The 18,767-nt window shown below is 39.9% G+C and carries 15 protein-coding genes and 1 pseudogene; 5 read left to right on the top strand and 11 right to left on the bottom strand.

All coding sequences use genetic code 11. The features are described from left to right. Positions 1–136 precede the first annotated feature (136 nt). The gene (locus tag J580_RS09765) at positions 137–748 is read left to right on the top strand and encodes a glutathione binding-like protein (RefSeq protein WP_002121577.1); all 612 of its coding nucleotides are present in this window, start codon (positions 137–139) and stop codon (positions 746–748) included. Between the two features lie 60 nt (positions 749–808). On the opposite strand, the gene J580_RS09760 is transcribed toward J580_RS09765, so the two are convergent. Both J580_RS09760 and ahpF read right to left on the bottom strand, forming a co-directional pair. Continuing rightward, the gene (locus J580_RS09760; RefSeq protein ID WP_002121546.1) at positions 809–1,153 is read right to left on the bottom strand and encodes a hypothetical protein; all 345 of its coding nucleotides are present in this window, start codon (positions 1,151–1,153) and stop codon (positions 809–811) included. Positions 1,154–1,325: 172 nt separating this feature from the next. Next, a complete protein-coding gene (gene ahpF / locus J580_RS09755; protein WP_031946971.1) occupies positions 1,326–2,891 on the bottom strand; it encodes an alkyl hydroperoxide reductase subunit F in 1,566 nt (521 codons plus the stop codon). 256 nt (positions 2,892–3,147) lie between these two features. Between ahpF and J580_RS09750 the strand changes: the two genes are divergently transcribed. Beyond that, positions 3,148–3,366 carry a DUF1653 domain-containing protein gene (locus tag J580_RS09750; RefSeq protein ID WP_032004016.1) on the top strand — a complete coding sequence of 73 codons (219 nt, stop codon included), beginning with the start codon at positions 3,148–3,150 and terminating at the stop codon, positions 3,364–3,366. Positions 3,367–3,411: 45 nt separating this feature from the next. Beyond that, positions 3,412–3,999 carry an O-methyltransferase gene (locus J580_RS09745; protein ID WP_014206205.1) on the top strand — a complete coding sequence of 196 codons (588 nt, stop codon included), beginning with the start codon at positions 3,412–3,414 and terminating at the stop codon, positions 3,997–3,999. A 65-nt stretch (positions 4,000–4,064) separates the two neighbouring features. Here the strand turns inward: J580_RS09745 and J580_RS09740 are convergent, their stop codons facing one another. Then, the gene (locus J580_RS09740) at positions 4,065–4,280 is read right to left on the bottom strand and encodes a KTSC domain-containing protein (protein WP_005070287.1); all 216 of its coding nucleotides are present in this window, start codon (positions 4,278–4,280) and stop codon (positions 4,065–4,067) included. A 194-nt stretch (positions 4,281–4,474) separates the two neighbouring features. After that, positions 4,475–5,038, bottom strand: a complete 564-nt coding sequence (gene ahpC / locus J580_RS09735) for an alkyl hydroperoxide reductase subunit C (RefSeq protein ID WP_003652649.1) — start codon at positions 5,036–5,038, stop codon at positions 4,475–4,477. 352 nt (positions 5,039–5,390) lie between these two features. Here ahpC and hrpA point away from each other — a divergent pair, with 352 nt between their 5' ends. Beyond that, positions 5,391–9,248 (top strand): ATP-dependent RNA helicase HrpA, encoded by a 3,858-nt coding sequence (gene hrpA, locus J580_RS09730; RefSeq protein WP_032004014.1) that lies wholly within the window; start codon positions 5,391–5,393, stop codon positions 9,246–9,248. A 95-nt stretch (positions 9,249–9,343) separates the two neighbouring features. Then, the gene (locus J580_RS09725) at positions 9,344–10,450 is read left to right on the top strand and encodes a beta-ketoacyl-ACP synthase III (RefSeq protein WP_032004013.1); all 1,107 of its coding nucleotides are present in this window, start codon (positions 9,344–9,346) and stop codon (positions 10,448–10,450) included. 100 nt (positions 10,451–10,550) lie between these two features. Here J580_RS09725 and J580_RS09720 read toward each other — a convergent pair whose 3' ends face one another. From J580_RS09720 to benA, 7 genes and pseudogenes are all read right to left on the bottom strand, one after another. Then, complete coding sequence (locus tag J580_RS09720) at positions 10,551–11,807, bottom strand: OprD family outer membrane porin (RefSeq protein WP_032004012.1); 1,257 nt, start codon at positions 11,805–11,807, stop codon at positions 10,551–10,553. A 44-nt stretch (positions 11,808–11,851) separates the two neighbouring features. Continuing rightward, positions 11,852–13,210, bottom strand: coding sequence for an aromatic acid/H+ symport family MFS transporter (locus J580_RS09715; protein WP_032004010.1), 1,359 nt, complete (start codon positions 13,208–13,210; stop codon positions 11,852–11,854). Between the two features lie 477 nt (positions 13,211–13,687). Continuing rightward, on the bottom strand, positions 13,688–14,881 hold the full coding sequence (gene benE / locus J580_RS09710; RefSeq protein WP_032004008.1) for a benzoate/H(+) symporter BenE: 1,194 nt from the start codon (positions 14,879–14,881) through the stop codon (positions 13,688–13,690). A gap of 57 nt (positions 14,882–14,938) precedes the next feature. After that, positions 14,939–15,724: a 1,6-dihydroxycyclohexa-2,4-diene-1-carboxylate dehydrogenase gene (locus J580_RS09705; RefSeq protein WP_032004007.1), complete on the bottom strand. Its 786-nt coding sequence runs from the start codon at positions 15,722–15,724 to the stop codon at positions 14,939–14,941. An 18-nt stretch (positions 15,725–15,742) separates the two neighbouring features. Next, positions 15,743–16,759 carry a benzoate 1,2-dioxygenase electron transfer component BenC gene (benC, locus tag J580_RS09700; RefSeq protein ID WP_032004006.1) on the bottom strand — a complete coding sequence of 339 codons (1,017 nt, stop codon included), beginning with the start codon at positions 16,757–16,759 and terminating at the stop codon, positions 15,743–15,745. Positions 16,760–16,811: 52 nt separating this feature from the next. Next, positions 16,812–17,331: pseudogene (gene benB, locus J580_RS09695) on the bottom strand (benzoate 1,2-dioxygenase small subunit). Beyond that, entirely contained in the window at positions 17,328–18,710 is a 1,383-nt protein-coding gene (gene benA / locus J580_RS09690) for a benzoate 1,2-dioxygenase large subunit (RefSeq protein ID WP_002119889.1), read from the bottom strand. Before benA ends, benB begins: the two are co-directional and overlap by 4 nt. Positions 18,711–18,767: the final 57 nt, after the last annotated feature.

Here is an 18,767-nt window from a genome sequence, read left to right as displayed (position 1 = left end):
AATAAATTTTTCAAGAATATTAGATGGTGTAAGTATTTTATAAGTTTACGCTTTTTTACAATTAAAGAATTGTGCAAACCTTGCAGGTTTTCTAGAAGCAATTTAAAACGTTAATATGAGATAACAAGGATCAGATATGAAATTATATTATTCGCCAGGCGCATGTTCTTTAGCTGCACATATTATTTTAAATGAAATTAATGTTGATTTTGACTTAGAACGAGTAAATTTAAAAACACATAAAACAGAAAAAGGTGCAGATTATTACGAGATTAATCCAAAAGGATATGTACCAGCTTTAGAAATTAACCCTGGTTTAATGTTAACTGAGAACGTTGCGATTTTACCTTTCCTTGCTCAGCACGATCCTAAGCAGGATTTAATTCCGCCATCAGGGATGGGCCGTGCGAAAGTATTGGAATGGTTGGGTTATTTGAACTCTGAATTGCATGATGCTTATGCAGTTTTCTTTGGGGCACCGTTAACAAGTGATGAAAAAACCAAAGCTTATGCAGAAATCGACCGTCTTTTAAAATATATCGATAACTATTTGTCTGAATCTGATTACGATTATTTGGTAAATGATAATTTTGGTCCAGCAGATGCTTATCTATTTGTTTTAACAAATTGGTCAAACTCAATTGAGCACGACTTAACACCGTATAAGCACATTATTGCATTACGTAATAAAGTTGCAGAGCGTCAATCTGTACAAATTGCGATGCGTGACGAAGGCTTAATTTCATAAAAGATTTTAAGAGCCAAAAAAAGCCCCTAATCAATAGGGGCTTTTTTATACTAAAGACGATTAGTGTTGAGCGTCTTTTTTCACTTCAGCAGCGGTATTTTCAACAGCTTGAGCTGTATCAGCAGTCGCTTTACGTGCAGTCGCTTCCGTTTCAGCTGCAGCTTTAGCAGTCGCATCAGCAGCGTGATCAGTTGCAGCATCGATCTTCTCAGCAGCATTATCAGTTGCAGTTGCAATATCATCAGCAGCTTTATCACCAGCAGATTTGATATCAGCACTTGCTTGTTGAGCAGCATTTTCTAAGTGTTCACCTGTAGTCGCGCCAGTTTCTGGAGCTTTATCTTTATTACAACCAACAAGGGCAACAGTCGCAGCAAGACCTAAAGCAACAAGTAATTTATTCATTGTGTTTTTCCTTCTAATTCATGGCATCCAAATATGGATGTCTAAAATATAAACATAAAGTAAATGATTAATAAAGATCGAAAATTGTTAAAAAGTTGTAACTCTAGTATTAAAAAAGCCTAGCATTTTGTAATGCTAGGCTTGAAATAAATAATAATAATTTTGACCGATTTTACTGCCCAGAACGGATGATGTAATCAAACGCAGAGAGCGATGCTTTAGCACCTTCACCTGTAGCAATAATGATTTGCTTGTAAGGTACAGTCGTACAGTCACCCGCAGCAAATACACCTTGCACATTGGTTTCGTTGCGGTCATTCACAATGATCTCGCCACGGTTGGTTAACTCAACTTCACTATCTTTCAAGAAGTCAGTGTTTGGCAGTAAACCAATCTGTACAAAGATCCCTGCAAGCTCGACCACATGCTCTTCATCAGTCGCACGGTCTTTATATTTAAGACCAGTCACTTGTGAACCGTCGCCTAACACTTCTGTACTTAAGGCATTCATAATCACTGTTGTGTTTGGCAAGCTATGCAATTTGTTTTGCAAGACTTGGTCAGCACGTAGTTTGGTGTCAAACTCAACCAGAGTTACATGCTCAACAATCCCTGCAAGGTCAATTGCTGCCTCAACACCTGAGTTACCACCACCAATCACAGCAACACGTTTACCTTTGAACAACGGACCATCACAGTGTGGGCAGTAGGCAACACCACGGGTACGGTATTCTTGCTCACCCGGTACATTCATTTCTCTCCAACGTGCACCTGTAGAAAGGATTACAGTTTTCGATTCAAGTTTTGCACCGTTTTCAAGTTCAACTTCAACCAAGCCATTTGCAGTCTGGTTGGCACCCGTGATTTTGCTGACACGTTGCAGGTTCATGATATCGACATCATATTCACGAACATGGGCTTCCATCTCGGCAGCAAACTTAGGACCTTGAGTCTTTTGCACAGAAGTGAAGTTTTCAATGTCCATGGTGTCCATGACCTGACCACCAAAGCGTTCAGCCACGATACCCGTGTTGATACCTTTACGTGCAGCATAGATCGCAGCCGTTGCACCCGCAGGACCACCACCAATCACCAATACATCAAAAGCATCTTTAGCATTGAGTGCTGCTGCATCTTTTTCAGCAGAGTTAGTGTCAAGTTTTGCCACAATCTCTTCAAGAGTCATACGACCTTGACCAATGTGCTCGTTGTCTTGGAATACCATCGGTACAGCCATGATTTTGCGTTGTTCCACTTCGTCTTGGAAGAATGAACCATCAATCATGGTTGCCGTGGTGTTCGGGTTGTAAATCGCGATCAGGTTAAGTGCCTGTACTACATCAGGACAGTTATGACAGCTTAAGGATACAAACACATCGAAGTTTGCTTTAAGGTTTAAACCTTTAATTTGATTTAAAACTTCATCCGACACTTTAGGTGCATAGCCAGAGACCTGCAACAGTGCCAAGATCAAAGACGTAAACTCATGACCCATTGGTAAGCCTGCAAAGAACACACGAGGCTGTTCACCTGCTTTAGCCACACCAAAGCTTGGACGACGTGTATTGTTACCGTCAAAACGGGCAGTCACTTTGTCAGAAAGCTCAGCGATTTCACTTACCAACTCTTTAATTTGAGCTGCTTTATCTGATTCATCTAAAGCAGCAACTAATTCGATTGGACTTTCTAGACGTTCTAAGTAAGCTTTTAATTGAGTTTTAATGTTTTGATCTAACATCTGTTTTTACTCCAATGCATCCAAATTCTTTCAATAGATGCATAGTACGTGAAAACACAGAATAGGTGAAACAGTATGTTTTTATAGATTTAATCGGTTTTTTGAATTGTTGAGGCTATTAATAAGTAAGATCAATAATTTATCTCTAAAATGTTCTTTTTTATGTTTTGTAGTGTTTTAAAGTGAAAGTATTTAAAAATTTATATATGTTATATGGCTGTAAAGATTTTATGTCATAACATTAAAAGGTACTTTCATGTCATTGCAACGCGGCATTTATCAGCATTATAAAGGTAATTTCTATCAAGTTTTTTCTGTAGCAAAACACAGCGAGACTGAAGAAGAGTTAGTCGTTTATCAGTGTCTTTATGGTGACTATTCAACTTGGGTACGTCCGCTAGAGATGTTTACTGAAACGGTGCAAATGGCTGATGGAAGTATCGTGCCGCGTTTTAAGTTAATTCAAAGCACTTAACGCAAACGACTTTTATATAAAATAACGATTTTAAAGGGTGAATATATGCCAAATACTTTTTTCTTACAAAGAGTTGCCGATTTATATGACACCTTTAAACGACATGATGCACAGCAGACAGATCGTTTGCTGCGGTATCGTAATATTGAGGCGGAGTCTGCAAAATTACTATCGCAATTTATTCGGATGCAGCAAGCTAAATCAATTTTAGAAATTGGGACTTCAACAGGTTACTCTACTTTATGGCTTGCTGAGGCTGCTCAAGCTACTCATGGAAAAGTAACCACGCTTGAAATTGATGCCAATCGTAGTAATGAAGCTAAACGCCATGCGACTGAACTGGCATTAGAGGAATTGGTAGATTTTTGGGTGGGAGATGCAGCCGACTATTTAAAAGAAACTCAGGAAACTTTCGATTTTATTTTGTTAGATGCTGAGCGACCTGCTTACGAGAATTATTGGCCAGATTTAAAACGGCTGATGAAGCCAAAAGGTGGAGTACTCATTATTGATAATGTTATTTCACATGCGGCTGAAGTCAGCTCATTCTTAGCTTTAATTAAAAAAGATGAAAATTTTATGAGCAGTATTTTGCCTGTAGGCGCTGGTTTATGCATTGTAGTGGCAAGGTAAGCCATTTAAAAATCTGATTTATTCATTCATAAAGGCCTGTTCAAAGCAGGCCTTATTTCATTATGTTATGAAGCATTCACTAAAGATAGGCGAGTAAAGTGTAAGTCGAATTCTAAATATTTATGTACAAAAGCAGCTTTGTCTGTTGATCGTAATAAGTTGTCATAGATAAATTCTGGTACAGGATGATAAAGTTCACCTGAACCATCGCTATAAAATATTTTTAGATGACGTGAAGTCGCATTGTATTTCCATGAAGTGACTGCCACAGTATTCGCCATAAATTTTTCCCCTTTTATTTCATATTACTTAAGCTCAAAAAACATCGGTTATTTATTCGACATTACTCAAACTTCGTGTAATGGGGAAGGACATAATTGTAAAAGTATCAGTAGAAAATGTGATGTGCTTATTCAAAACAAAAGAACCATCCGATGAGGGATGGTTCTTTGAGTTTTTAAAATCTAATAAGAGATTAGATTTTACCAACTAGGTCGATAGATGGAGCAAGAGTAGCTTCGCCTTCTTTCCATTTAGCTGGGCAAACTTCACCTGGGTGAGCGTGTACGTATTGAGCAGCTTTTACTTTACGAAGAAGTTCAGATGCGTCACGGCCGATACCACCAGCGTTGAGTTCAACGATTTGGATTTTACCTTCTGGATCGATAACGAAAGTACCACGGTCAGCTAAACCTTCAGATTCGATAAGAACGTCGAAGTTTTTAGAAAGAGTCCAAGTTGGGTCACCAACTAATGGATATTGGATTTTTTTGATTTCTTCAGAAGTGTCGTGCCAAGCTTTGTGAGTGAAGTGTGTATCAGTAGATACAGCATAAATTTCAACACCAAGTTTTTGGAATTCAGCGTAGTTGTCAGCTAAGTCACCAAGTTCAGTTGGGCAAACGAAAGTGAAGTCAGCTGGATAGAAGAATACAACAGACCATTTACCTTTAAGGTTAGTTTCGTTAACTTCAACAAATTGGCCGTTGTGGTAAGCAGTTGCTTGGAATGGTTTAACTTCAGTATTAATCAAGCTCATCATTGTCTCCATGATTGAGGTTTATATTTAAACTTGTTTACGAGATGTAGAATAAATAAAAATTCTTTATTGGGGAAATAGTATTTTTACATGACTAAAATCGGAAAATCGAATAAGTGATAAATTTACGATTTTTAAGTCCCCAAACACTGTATTCGATTTGACTGCAAAAACATGTAAATCAAATGACAGTTATCGTAAAAGAAACTTGCCTAACAACATGAAGTCTCGTTAGTCAAAATTCAAGGGTAAAATTTTAAAAAATTAAAAATATATAAAAAACCAACTGTTTTACCTTATGGTCATTAGAGCGTAAAATAGAGGATTGTTGTATTTTCAGGAAAATTTGTCTGTGCAGAATGATTTAAATATTGATCAGTGGGTGATGGCAAGAGATCGTTACCGTTTAAATCGTTTGCGTAAAGATAAAAAAGCCAATACAGCAGAGATTGAAAAATTATTTGAACAATCTAATACCAAAGTAAGGCAGCGATTTGAACGTCTCCCTAAAATTAAACTGAATCAGGATTTACCTGTTTCTCAATATGCAGACCGCTTAATTGATGCGATTCAAAAGCATCAGGTAATTATTGTGGCAGGTGAGACGGGTTCAGGTAAAACCACTCAGCTTCCTCAAATTGCAATGTTAGCGGGACGTGGCTTAACGGGAATGATTGGTCATACCCAACCACGTCGTTTAGCTGCACGTAGTGTTTCTCAACGTATTGCAGAAGAAGTCGGCGAAAAGCTTGGCGAGTCTATTGGTTTTAAAATCCGCTTTAATGAACAAGGTTCGCAGGACTCTATCGTACGGTTAATGACCGACGGTATTTTGCTTGCCGAGTTAGGTAATGACCGTTATTTGTCTAAATATGACACGATCATTATTGATGAAGCGCATGAGCGCTCACTCAATATCGATTTTATTATGGGCTATTTAAAGCAGTTACTGCCAAAACGCCCAGATCTAAAAGTTATCGTGACTTCGGCAACTTTAGATGTAAATCGCTTTAGTAATTACTTTAATGACGCACCTATTTTTGAAGTAGAAGGGCGTAGTTATCCTGTCGAAGTACTTTATCGCCCAATTTCAGAAATGAATATTGGCGGCAGTGATGACGATGAGTTTGATGATTTTGAAGAAAACCTTCCTCGTGCAGTTGTACAGGCTGTAGAAGAATGCTTTGCTGACGCAGAAGCAAAAGGTCATCCTGAACATGCCGACATTTTAATTTTTTCAAGTACAGAACAAGAAATTCGTGAGTTGCAGGAAACCTTGCAAAAGTACGGGCCAAGACATACCGAGATTTTACCTTTGTATGCGCGCTTAGCTGTTTCTGAACAACAAAAGATTTTTAGTCCGGGTGGAAAAGGCCGTCGTATTATTATTGCGACCAACGTAGCCGAAACTGCACTTACGGTTCCAAATATTCGCTATGTGATTGATAGCGGTTTTGCTCGTATATCGCGTTATAATTATCGTTCACGTGTACAACGCTTACCAATTGAAGCAATTTCTCAAGCCGCAGCCAATCAGCGTAAAGGGCGTTGTGGCCGTATTGCTCCAGGTGTGTGTATCCGTTTATATAGCGAAGAAGACTTTTTAAGTCGTCCTGAATTTACCGAACCTGAAATTAAAAGAACCAACTTAGCATCTGTTATTTTGCAAATGCAGAGTTTAGGGTTAGGTGAGTTAGAAAACTTCGATTTTATTGAGCCGCCAGATTTCCGCCTTGTAAATGATGGCCGTAAGTTGCTGATTGAGTTAGGCGCACTTAACGAGAAGAAAAATGAGCTGACCAAAGTCGGGCAAATGATGGCACGTATGCCAATTGACCCACGACTCGCTCGTATGATCGTGGGTGGTGCTCATTTTGGCGTACTCAAAGAAATCTTAATTGTAGTAAGTGCTTTAGCTGTTCAGGACCCGCGTGAGCGTCCAGCAGATAAACAAATGCAAGCTGACCAAAAGCATGCTTTGTTTAAAGAAGCAGATTCAGATTTTCTGTTTTATTTAAAACTTTGGGAGACTTTAAATCCTAAAGGCGAAGCAGGAATGTCTGAAAATAAACGCCGTCAATTTGCCAAGCAGCATTTCTTAAGCTGGTTGCGTTTACGTGAATGGAAACAGACACACCAGCAATTGGTTGAGTTAGCCGAAGGCTTAAAACTCAGCTTTAATGAAAAGCCTGCGAATTATGAAAACTTGCATCGCGCGTTGCTGACAGGTTTATTATCGTTCATTGCCAATAAAACTGATGAACGAAATACTTTTATGGCAGTGCGTCAGCAAAAGGCTAAAGTTTTCCCTGCGAGTACTTTGCATAAAACCAATACCTCTTGGGTGATGGCTTTTGAGATGGTCGAAACCTCTCAAGTGTACTTACGTACTTTAGCCAAAATTGACCCTGAATGGATTTTGTTGGCTGCACGTGATTTATTGAAATATCACTATTTCGAGCCACATTGGTCTAAGAAAGCTGGGATCGTCAATGCATATGCGCAAATTTCCCTGTTTGGTTTAATTATTGAGCCAAAGCGGTTAATTAATTTTGAGAAAGTTGATCAGCCTGCTGCCCATGAGATTTTCTTACGCGATGCATTAACTACTGGTAACTTGGGTACAGTTCCACCATTTTTAAAACACAACTTACTTAAGCTTGAAGAAGTAGAGCGAGTTGAAGATAAATTGCGTCGTCGTGATTTGGTGGTGGATGAAGAAACAATTTATCAGTTTTATGCGTCGAAAATTCCTGAGGAAATCGCGAGTCGCCGTAGTTTTGAAGACTGGCGTGCAACGGTAGAAGCAAATAATCCTCGTTATTTATTTATTGACGATGATGCGCTCTGGCTAAATGACCGACCAACAACGCAGCAATTCCCAGATCATCTACACAATGGACAACTACGTTTAGCAACGACATATCATTTTGACCCTAGCCATGATGAAGATGGTGCTACTGTTCAAATTCCTGTACAGGCATTGCCTCAAGTCGATGAAAATATTTGGTCATGGGGAATTCCGGGTTGGCGCCAAGATTTAATTGAGGCTTTACTCAAAGCTTTACCTAAAGACAAGCGTCGTAATGTAGTGCCTATTCCTGATACAGCTCGTAAGCTCATGCAAGGGGTTGATGCAGTACATTTACGTGAACATATTTTTAGTTATTTAGCTTTTGCCTTGCGTGGTGAGCAAATTACTGAAAAAGATTTCTCGTTTGAACGTATTGATCCATATTTGGTGCCTTTCATTAAGGTTATTGATGAAAAAGGTAAGCTGATTGCGAAAGGGCGTGATTTACCTGAGTTAAAAGCACGTTGTCGTGTAGAAACGCATCGTCCAGTGAAACAGCAAAAAGGTGAGTTTAAGGACTTTCCTGAAAACTTTACTTTCGAGGCTTCTCATAAAGTTACGGGCGTTGTAGTAAAGCAATATCAGGCTTTAGTTCCGACCAAGGCTTTTGCTGACCTCGAAGCTAAAGATGAGTCAGGCATTGTTATTCAAACGTTTAACGATCAGGCTGAGGCGATTAAACAGCATCGTGAAGGTATTATTCGTCTAGTCCATATGCAACTTGGCGATTTGGTTCGTCAGTTGAAAAAGCAGATTTCAAAACCGCTCGCGTTGGCTTATTCACCTTTGGGCGATAAAGCTAAGCTTGAGCAGATGTTGGTCTATGCAACCTTGCAGATGGCAATTACGACTCTGCCAATTAACGCAGATGAATTTAACAAACTGCTCGAGCAAGTTAAAAAGCAATTTTTGACCCATGGTCAGCAAGCACTTGAGCAGTTAAGTGATATTTACATTCAGTGGCAGCAAATCCGTCGTCAGCTTTTAGTGCTTGATCCAAACGTATTTGGACGCAGTATTGATGATATTGAAGATCAGTTAGATTTAATGTCACTTGGTAATTTTGTTTACTGCCAACCAGTCGATCTTTGGCAGGAATATCCGCGATATTTAAAAGCGCTGCTATTGCGTTTAGATCGATTGCCAAATAATCTACAGCGAGATCATGCCGCTATTGATGATGTCGATCCATGGATGGACAAGGTATTTAAATTCAAAAATAATCCCAAAATCAAAGAATTGTATTTGATGTTGGAAGAATTCCGCATTTCTTTATTTTCTCAACCGATGAAAACCAAGATGCCTATTTCGCCAACTCGACTGCAAAAGTTATGGGATCGTTTGGGAATCAGTTAAGATAGATCGGGGTCTGTTTATGTTGTTGTTTAGCCTACAACGCAATTTATAAATGAAAGATTAACAGACCCTATTCATTTTTTTAGGAGTTTTACATGGGCATTCGTATCACAGGTACTGGGTTATTTCACCCAACAGAAATCATTTCTAATGAAGAACTGGCCGACAGTTTAAATGCTTATGTGGAACAATATAACCAAGAGAATGCAGAGAAAATTGCAGCAGGTGAACTCGAAGAATTACGTGGTTCTAGTGCTGAATTTATTGAAAAAGCGTCTGGTATTAAGCGCCGTTACGTGATTGAGAAATCAGGTATTCTCGATCCAAATCGTTTGCGTCCTCGTTTATCTGAACGTTCAAATGATGAACTTTCACTTCAAGCAGAGTGGGGCGTCATTGCTGCGAAACAGGCAATGGAAAATGCAGGCGTAACTGCTGAAGATATCGATGTTGTGATTTTGGCATGTTCAAACATGCAGCGTGCTTATCCAGCAGTTGCGATTGAAATTCAGTCGGCACTTGGCATTCAAGGTTATGCCTACGACATGAACGTTGCATGTTCAGCTGCCACTTTTGGTTTGAAACAAGCGGCAGATGCAATTCGTTCAGGCGCTCGTCGTGTTTTATTGGTGAACGTTGAGATTACATCGGGTCACTTAGATTACCGTAATCGTGATTGTCACTTCATTTTTGGCGACGTTGCAACGGCTTCTATTATTGAAGAAACCACGACTAAAACTGGTTTTGAAATTTTAGATATTCATTTATTTACTCAATTTTCAAACAACATTCGCAATAACTTCGGTTTCTTAAACCGTAGCGAAGATGCAGTGGTTGACGACAAGTTATTCCGTCAAGATGGTCGCAAAGTCTTTAAAGATGTTTGTCCGTTAGTGGCAAAAATCATTAATGCGCAGTTGGAAAAAATGCAGTTAACTGCAAACGATATTAAGCGTTTCTGGTTACACCAAGCCAATGCCAACATGAATGAACTAATCTTGAAATATGTTGCTGGTAAAGAAGCTGATTTAAGCCGTGCACCAATTATTTTAGATGAGTTTGCTAATACCTCTTCAGCAGGCGTTATTATTGCTTTACACCGTACAGGCCACGAAGTAGATGATGGCGAATATGGTGTGATTTCATCTTTCGGCGCTGGTTATTCAGTAGGTTCGATTGTTGTACAAAAGCATGTTGCTTAAGTTACTAGATTAATTAAAAACGCTCGTAAGAGCGTTTTTTTATGAGTCAAAAATAATAAAGCGGACTAAAATTAGCCCGCTTCATTTGAATCAAAAATGATTAAAACTTTTTGGTGTAGTTTACAAACAGGCGATCTTCACCAAAGTCATTGCCATGTTTTACGTTGTAATCAATACGAATGTATTGAAGAGCGACGCCTTTTAAGAATGGCTGCTGAAACGCATAATTTAAAATCACATTCGATTCGGTTTCATGGTTTTTTTCACCATTGGCTACTTTAAAGTCATGGCCGTAAACATATTTCACCATCGCATTTAGGCCCGGAACATAATCTTTAAAGTCGTAGCCATACATCACATGATAAGACTTTTCATCTTCTTTAAAGAATCCAGTGGTATTCCAGTTAATGAAATAGGTCTCTGGTAAAAAGCCATCTGGTAGAGGGTAAGCCGACGCACCCATAATTTGTTGATAACCCAAACCAAAGGTATGGTTTTTTACTTTAAGAGTCTCTAGCACCCCAATGTTTTGCGCATCAATATCAAAAGTATTGCCATCATCTTTTGCATTGAAGTACTTAAATTTAGAAGTAAGAGCGAAATTAGGTTGTTTCCAATTATGCTCAAGCCCTACATAGTGTTTATTGTAGAGGTCTTCCAAATTACCAAAGTAATATTCACCCTTAAGTGACGGCGTGAATTGATAGCGCAAGTCAATATAATTTAAGCCATCAGATTCTTTAGTAATTCCATTTGATGTGAAAGAAAACTTTTTAAAGTCCTCTTCATTGCGTGGCGACACTTTTTCCACTCGGCCAATTTCGGCATAGAGCTGATCTGAAAGTTGCGACTTAAGATTGGTTCCCCAATATGAAGCAAGCAACTGACGGCTGGCATCCACAGCCGTTACAGGCAAATCTAGCCAGAGTTCACCGACACTTAAAAGAGTTTTGTCATATCCTAGTTTTAAAGTGGCGCCGTATTTTAAGAAGTCTGATGCTTGTGACTGAGTTTCTTTATTAAAAGGCAAAACTGTGTCAGCGACATGTTTGTCTGAACTCAAGCGCACGGCGTATTGTACCGAAGCATCTGCACCAATCGTAATTGGCTTGTCTGCAATTTGCAGCGGAGTGTCATGCATTTTCGACTTATAAAATAGCGATGCTGCATGAGACCAACTACCAGTATCTTTAAGTGCATCATTATCAAAATTACGGTTGATATAGGCATTTTTTAAAGTGAATTTCCATTCATCTTCAGTTTGCTGATTTGGATTTGCGGCCCATGAGTTACTGCACATCAGTAATAAAGTGGCAACGGCTAAAGTGTGTGGTTTAAAACGGTGAAATAATTCCATAATCCATTTCCAAAAAGATGCGCCAGTCCTCGGCGCATGTATTTTTACTGCTGGGTAAGCGTGTTTTGAGGGTTAAAAGTTGATGGCGTTTGTGCGGCAACAGAGGCTTTGAGATTGACCATAAATATTGCAAGTGCAGCAATCACACCTGGAATTGCAATCGCTAAGAAATTCATTTGGTGAGGAAGCTCAAGTGTGAGTAAGGCGCCAGTTAAAACTGGTCCAATAATCGCGCCAATACGACCAATTCCAGATGCCCAGCCCATGCCAGTTGAACGAAGTGCGGTTGGATAGAACTGCGCAACAAAAGTGTAGAGTAAGATTTGCGAACCAATGGTGGCAGCGCCAGCAATTGCAATCAGGCTATATAAAATAAATTGCGGACTATTAATGCCAAGTAGAATTAAAGCTGCTGATCCCACAATAAACATGATCGTAATAACAGGTTTTAAATGGAATTTATCTGCTAAAGCACCGCCACCAATTGCACCGACCATGCCGCCAATATTAAGTGCAAAGAGGAATAACATGCTCGCACCTAATGAGTAGCCCGCTTGCAGCATGAGTTTAGGTAACCAGCTTCCTAAGGCATACACCATGAGTAAGCACATAAAGAAAGCAATCCAGAACATAAATGTGCTGAAGGTACGGCCTTGTTGGAAAAGCGCACGGACAGGTGCATCTGTGGTTGTGCTTTCGTTTAACACCAGTTGTGTATTGGCTTTTACCTGCGTTTCTGGCGCAATTTTACAAACAATACTTTTTGCCTGCTCGCTATGGTTTGATTTCACTAAAAAGGTGAGAGACTCTGGCAAAAATTTCCAGATGAGTGGGAGCAGCAACAGGGGAATACCCGCAATTAAAAACATGATTTGCCAGCCTATGTCTTTCACGAGCCATGCACCAAGTAGAGCAGATGTCATGCCGCCAATTGCATAGCCGCTAAACATAATTGCGACTAAGGTACTGCGGATTTTTTTTGGTGCGTATTCAGTCATAAGTGCGACCACATTTGGCATAACGCCACCAATCCCAAGACCTGCGATAAAGCGCAAAATAGCAAACTCTGTTGGTCCTTTGGCAAAGGCACCCATAAAGGTAAATCCGCTAAATAAGGTGACACAAATCAGGATGGTTTTTTTACGCCCCAGTTTGTCTGAAAGTGTGCCGAAAATCATGGCACCAAACATCATTCCGAATAAAGCAGCACTGGCGAGTAAACCAGCTTCTACCGCAGTTAATGACCATTGTTGCATTAACAGAGGAAGAGCAACCCCATAAATAACTAAATCATATCCATCAAAAATAATAATAAGTAAACACCAGATTAAAACTTTCCAATGAAAAGATGTAAAACTGGCTTTATCAATTAACTCATTAATATTAACCTTGCTCGTATCCATTTTCTTCACCTCCAATTTGTGAAGCATCGCGTTATTTTTTAATAAACTATTTTGTTATTGGGCTAGAGTCAAAAACCTAATTGATATATCTTTATGTCTTTAAGGTATTGTACTTTTATTGATTTAATTATTTGAAAAATATGTATTTATTTTTATTCTTTTAGTTGGCTTTGTTGTGTCTTTAAAATAGGGTTAAATATTGTATTATGAGAATTTTAAGGATTTTAGAGATGTTTTTTTATAGATTTTATTGATGATAATCACAGCTAAAAATATTGCTAAATTTATATTAAAAATTGAGGTGAAAATATAAAAACAAAATACTAAAGTCTATTGTTTAATTATTTTGGAAATTGATCTTAAAAATGAAATTTAATTTATATTAAATAAAATCGCCAAATCAGGGTTAGCGAATTATTTGCATCCTGATTTGGCGATTGAGGCTTTATTTTAGTGGTAGGCGCTTAGATAAAAAACTTAATTTGTAGTTGGCTTTGAGCGTGGTGTGAGAATGAAATGGGCGATTACACCAATACAAATACCCCAAAAGACTGAGCTTAATCCAAGGAAATGCATGCCTGATGCAGTAGCTAAAAAGGTAATAAGTGCAGCATCACGTTGATTGTCATTCTTCATGGCAACAGAAATATTGGTGGCAATAGCACCTAGCAAAGCTAACCCTGCCAGTGCTGCCACCAACTCTTTAGGAAGTAAGCTAAATAGCATGACAATACTGCCAGCAAATAAGCCTCCTAAAATATAAAAAATTCCGTTGGCGATTCCTGCGATGTAACGTTTTTCTTTAAGTTCATGTGCATCTTTGCCCATACATAAAGCAGCGGTAATTGAGGCAAGCACAATTGTAATACCGCCGATGCAGGCAACAGCTAAAGAGGCAATACTGGTAACAGTAATAATGGGTTTGGCTGGTGTGTCGTAACCGCTGAGTTTCATAATCGCCATACCCGGTAAAAATTGTCCGGTTAGGCTGACTAAAATGAGAGGAACAGCGAGGTTGAGTGTTGAGTTCCATGTCCATTCTGGGCTAATCCACTGTGGAATAGCTAAACTAAAACTCACATCAACCGGATTCATTTTTCCTAAAATAAGGCTCAATAAAACTCCAGCAGCTAACACCCAGATCATGGTGTAGCGCGGCATTAAACGTTTGGCAATTAAAAAGACAATGAGCATGCTAAAGACAATAAAAGGCATGCTATTAGACGCGGTAAATAGGCCAATACCAAATTGAAAAAGAATACCAGCCATCATGCCCGCAGCGACATCTTGCGGAATCCACTTCAGTAACTTGTCGAAATAACCTGTAACGCCAATTAAAAAAATAACGATGGCAGAAGTAATATAGGCGGCTACCGCTTCATTCAACGAGACGTTTGGAAATAAGGTAACTAACAGGGCAGTGCCTGGTGCAGACCATGCGGTTATGACAGGCGTTTTATATTTAATCGAAAGATAAATACCTGAAACGGCAGCACCAATTGAGATTCCCCAAATCCATGACACCATCATGTCGGTGGACACATGAGCACGCTGAGCAGCTTGGAAAAAAATAATCAGTGGGCCTGAGTAAGAAATTAAAACCGCAAGAAAGCCAGCAACTGTTGCTGATATGGACCAGTCATTTTTTAATGTCTTTAACAGGGTTGCCATGTCTGATTGCCTCCATGCAAATCATGTTATTTATCCAAATATATAAAAAGATCAGGGTTAACCCTGATCTCCACCTCCGACCGGAATGACCGATCCCGTCATATACGATGCGTCATCTGATGCAAGAAATAAAATTGCATTGACTTGTTCTTGAATTGTGCCATAACGGCCCATAAATGTTCGATCTATTGTTTGATCAACTACTTGCTGCATCCAGTCTTTTTCATTTTGACTTAATGGATTGGCATTGCGTGGTACTTTCCGAGGTGGTGCTTCGGTTCCACCAGTCGCAACAGCATTGACACGAATTCCGTCTTTGGCATGCTCAAAAGCAAGTGATGCCGTTAAAGCATTTACACCACCTTTAGATGCAGAGTAGGGAATACGGTTAATGCCACGGGTTGCAATTGAAGAGACATTTACAATAACACCCGATTGTTGCTTAATCATGGCGGGTAACACGGCACGGCAACACCATAACGTTGGAAACAACGAGCGATTCACTTCCTTAATGATTTCTTCTTCGGAAAACTCTTCAAAAGGTTTCATCCAGATCGCGCCACCCACATTATTAATCAGGATATCTACCCGACCAAAATGTTCGATGGCTTTTGCAACTACTGCTTGCGCGCCTGCATAGGTTTCAAGGTCAGCATTAATCGTGACAGCATCGCCACCTGCACTCTGAATTTCTTTGAGAACGTCTTCAACATATTCAGAGCGGTCCGCCATGACGACTTGTCCACCTTCAGCTGCAACTTGTAGTGCCACGCCACGGCCAATGCCTTGAGCACTACCCGTAACAATCACGACCTTATCGGTAAATCTTTGACGGTTTGACATAGATAACTTCTCCACCTGTTAATTCGCAGAGAATTTTTCAAACAAGAAATTAGCAGGTTTGATATTTTCAGTTTCTAACCAGCCACGTACAGCTTCTACCATTGGTACTGGGCCACATAGATAAACATCGACATCGCCACCATTTAGCCATTCACTTTCAATATGACCAGTGACATAGCCTTTGCGTTCATGGTTACTCTCAGGGCTTGCGACCACAGTTCGATATTCAAACCATGGGAATTTCGTCTGCAATTCATTAAGTTTATCTAAAGCAACCAAATCAAAGTCATTGGTTACGCCAAAGACTAAACGAACAGGTTGTTCTGAACCTTTTTCTTCAAGCACTTGTAACATCGACATAAATGGGGCAATGCCAGTACCGCCTGCTAGCATAAGCACAGGACGCGCTACATTACGCAAATAGAAGCTACCGAATGGACCGGTAAATGTCATTTTGTCACCAGCTTGAGCATTCTTACTCAAGAATTCACTCATTTTGCCATTCGGTACGTTACGGACCACAAAGCCCGTTAAACGGTTGCCTGGTTTTGAGCTAAATGAATATGAACGTGTTTCGCCAGTTTCAGGAATTGCAACGTTAACGTATTGGCCTGCAAGGAAATGAATATCCGGTTGGCCATCATCAAGTTGAATGTCAAAAGTGATGGTTGAATCTGATAAGTTTTCAACGCGGGCTAAGGTGCCTTGGAAGCTATGAATTTCTGTTTTGCAAACATCTGACGACGCTTGAATTTGGAATACCGCATCTGAAGTTGGGCGACATTGGCAAGCAAGAATATAGCCTTGCTCAGCTTCTTCAGGGGTTAATGCGTCTTCAATATAGGTTTCTTCTGGCATGTCATAACTACCGGACTCGCAAAATGCGCGGCAAGTTCCACATGCTCCATCACGGCAATCCAAAGGAATATTAATTTTTTGGCGATAGGCTGCGTCAGATAGGGTTTCGCCTTGAGCTACGTTAATGAAACGTGTAACACCATCTTCAAATTGAAGTGCAACATTGTGGTTTGACATGGCATGTATCCTACAAAATATTTGAAACTTTTACCCTCAGTCAACAGTCCGTTTAACTGAGGGGGTATGTCTTAAAGGTGGTAGATATCAATCACTTGATTGATGTAGTCATTTTTCAAAACGACATACTTGCTCAAGATTTTTGGTTGATCACCTGAAAAATCGATCACATAACGTGACATACCGAAATAGCTATAATTTGTCTTGTAACGGAAACTCAAGGTATTCCAGTTAAAGCGAACAGTAACTTTGTCGCCGTCGCGCTCAACCACTTCAACGTTGGCAATATTGTGGCTTGTGCGTGTGTCCGGCATGGTTGCAGATGAGCGCTCGGTTTTAATACGGAACACACGATCTTCTAAACCTTGACGGTCTGGATAATAAATAAGTGAAATTTCAGATTGTGGATCTTCAGTTAATCTATCGTCGTCGTCCCAAGCTGGCATCCAGAAAGAAGCTTCTGGTGCATAGCATTCAAGCCAGTCATCCCATTGTTCATCATCTAAAAAGCGAGCTTCACGATAGAGAAACTGAGCAATATTTTCTAAAGTTGCTTTGTCTTGAGCACTCATGCTGTTTCTCCCTGATCAGCAATTTCTTTCTCTGATGCAATCGCATGTTTCATGGTGTGTAACCAATATTGATGTTGGGCAAGATACAGGCCTTCATCTTCAGTTTTGATCCCACTTAACATGGGTTTTAAACCAATTTCATTTGCTGCATCGTCTGGTCCATAAATCCAGTGTTTTGAACCACGGCACATATCATTCCACTCAAGTGCAATCCCTGCGTAGCCTGCCTGACAAGCACGAAATTCTTCTAAATCGTCTGGTGTTGCCATGCCTGATGCATTAAAGAAATCTTCATATTGACGGATACGACGTGCACGAGCTTCAGGTGCTTCGCCTTTAGGCGCGATACAGTAAATGGTGACTTCGGTTCTATTAACCGAAAGTGGGCGAAGTACACGAATTTGCGAACCAAACTGATCCATCAAATAAACGTTTGGATAGAGACAAAGATTACGTGAACGCTCAATCATCCATTTCGACATCGCTTCGCCGTATTTTTCGGTGTATTCGTCTGCTTTCGGGAAGTTTGGACGGTCTTCTGGGTTTGCCCATTGTGTCCAAAGCAACATGTGGCCATTTTCAAAGCCATACGAGCCACCGCCTTGTTTACCCCAAGAACCTGCACTCATCGCACGGATGTTATCGGCAGCTTGAGTTTCTTTACGGTGTTGAGTCGTTGCTGCGTAGTTCCAGTGCACAGCAGAAACGTGGTAACCATCGGCACCATTTTCAGCGGTGAGTTTCCAGTTACCTTCGTAGGTATAGGTAGATGAACCACGTAAAACTTCTAAACCATGTTCAGACTGGTCAACAATCATGTCGATGATTTTGGTGGTTTCACCCAAGAATTCTTCAAGTGAAGGAACATCGGGATTTAAGCTACCAAATAAGAAACCTTTGTAGCTCTCAAAACGTGCTACTTTTTTAAGGTCATGTGAACCATCTTGGTTAAAACAGTCAGAATAGCCTGCTTCACTTGGATCTTTAACCTTAAGCAATTTACCTGAGTTGTTAAAAGTCCAGCCGTGGAAAGGGCAAGTATACGTTGCTTTATTACCACGTTTGTAACGGCAAAGTTGTGCTCCGCGGTGTGAACATGCATTGATCATGGCATTGAGTTCGCCGTTACGGTTACGTGCAATAATGACAGGCTGACGACCAATGTAAGTGGTGTAGTAGTCATTATTGTTTGGAATTTGGCTTTCGTGTGCTAAGTAAACCCAATTGCCTTCGAAGATATATTTCATTTCGAGGTCAAAAAGAGCTTCGTCAGTAAACACTGAGCGATGAAGTTTAAATTCACCTGTATCGATGTTATCGACAAGTAATTCATCAATACGGTCAAGATGGCTAGTATTGATTACAGGAATACGTGGCATGTCCGTTCTCCGACTTTCCAAAAGTGTGGAAGTCACCAAGGCCTTAGCTACGATCTA

It is taken from the genome of Acinetobacter sp. 1542444, from assembly GCF_000581835.1.
Taxonomy (GTDB): Bacteria; Pseudomonadota; Gammaproteobacteria; order Pseudomonadales; family Moraxellaceae; genus Acinetobacter; species Acinetobacter pittii.
This window is presented reverse-complemented; position numbering and strand designations above follow the sequence as displayed.

Coding starts and splice junctions, on each gene's coding strand:
- J580_RS09760 (WP_002121546.1), bottom strand. CDS start 1,153: ATGAATAAATTACTTGTTGCTTTAGGTCTTGCTGCGACTGTTGCCCTT.
- J580_RS09745 (WP_014206205.1), top strand. CDS start 3,412: ATGCCAAATACTTTTTTCTTACAAAGAGTTGCCGATTTATATGACACC.
- J580_RS09715 (WP_032004010.1), bottom strand. CDS start 13,210: ATGGATACGAGCAAGGTTAATATTAATGAGTTAATTGATAAAGCCAGT.
- benA (WP_002119889.1), bottom strand. CDS start 18,710: ATGCCACGTATTCCTGTAATCAATACTAGCCATCTTGACCGTATTGAT.
- J580_RS09765 (WP_002121577.1), top strand. CDS start 137: ATGAAATTATATTATTCGCCAGGCGCATGTTCTTTAGCTGCACATATT.
- benE (WP_032004008.1), bottom strand. CDS start 14,881: ATGGCAACCCTGTTAAAGACATTAAAAAATGACTGGTCCATATCAGCA.
- J580_RS09720 (WP_032004012.1), bottom strand. CDS start 11,807: ATGGAATTATTTCACCGTTTTAAACCACACACTTTAGCCGTTGCCACT.
- benC (WP_032004006.1), bottom strand. CDS start 16,759: ATGTCAAACCACAATGTTGCACTTCAATTTGAAGATGGTGTTACACGT.
- J580_RS09750 (WP_032004016.1), top strand. CDS start 3,148: ATGTCATTGCAACGCGGCATTTATCAGCATTATAAAGGTAATTTCTAT.
- J580_RS09725 (WP_032004013.1), top strand. CDS start 9,344: ATGGGCATTCGTATCACAGGTACTGGGTTATTTCACCCAACAGAAATC.
- J580_RS09705 (WP_032004007.1), bottom strand. CDS start 15,724: ATGTCAAACCGTCAAAGATTTACCGATAAGGTCGTGATTGTTACGGGT.
- ahpC (WP_003652649.1), bottom strand. CDS start 5,038: ATGAGCTTGATTAATACTGAAGTTAAACCATTCCAAGCAACTGCTTAC.
- J580_RS09740 (WP_005070287.1), bottom strand. CDS start 4,280: ATGGCGAATACTGTGGCAGTCACTTCATGGAAATACAATGCGACTTCA.
- ahpF (WP_031946971.1), bottom strand. CDS start 2,891: ATGTTAGATCAAAACATTAAAACTCAATTAAAAGCTTACTTAGAACGT.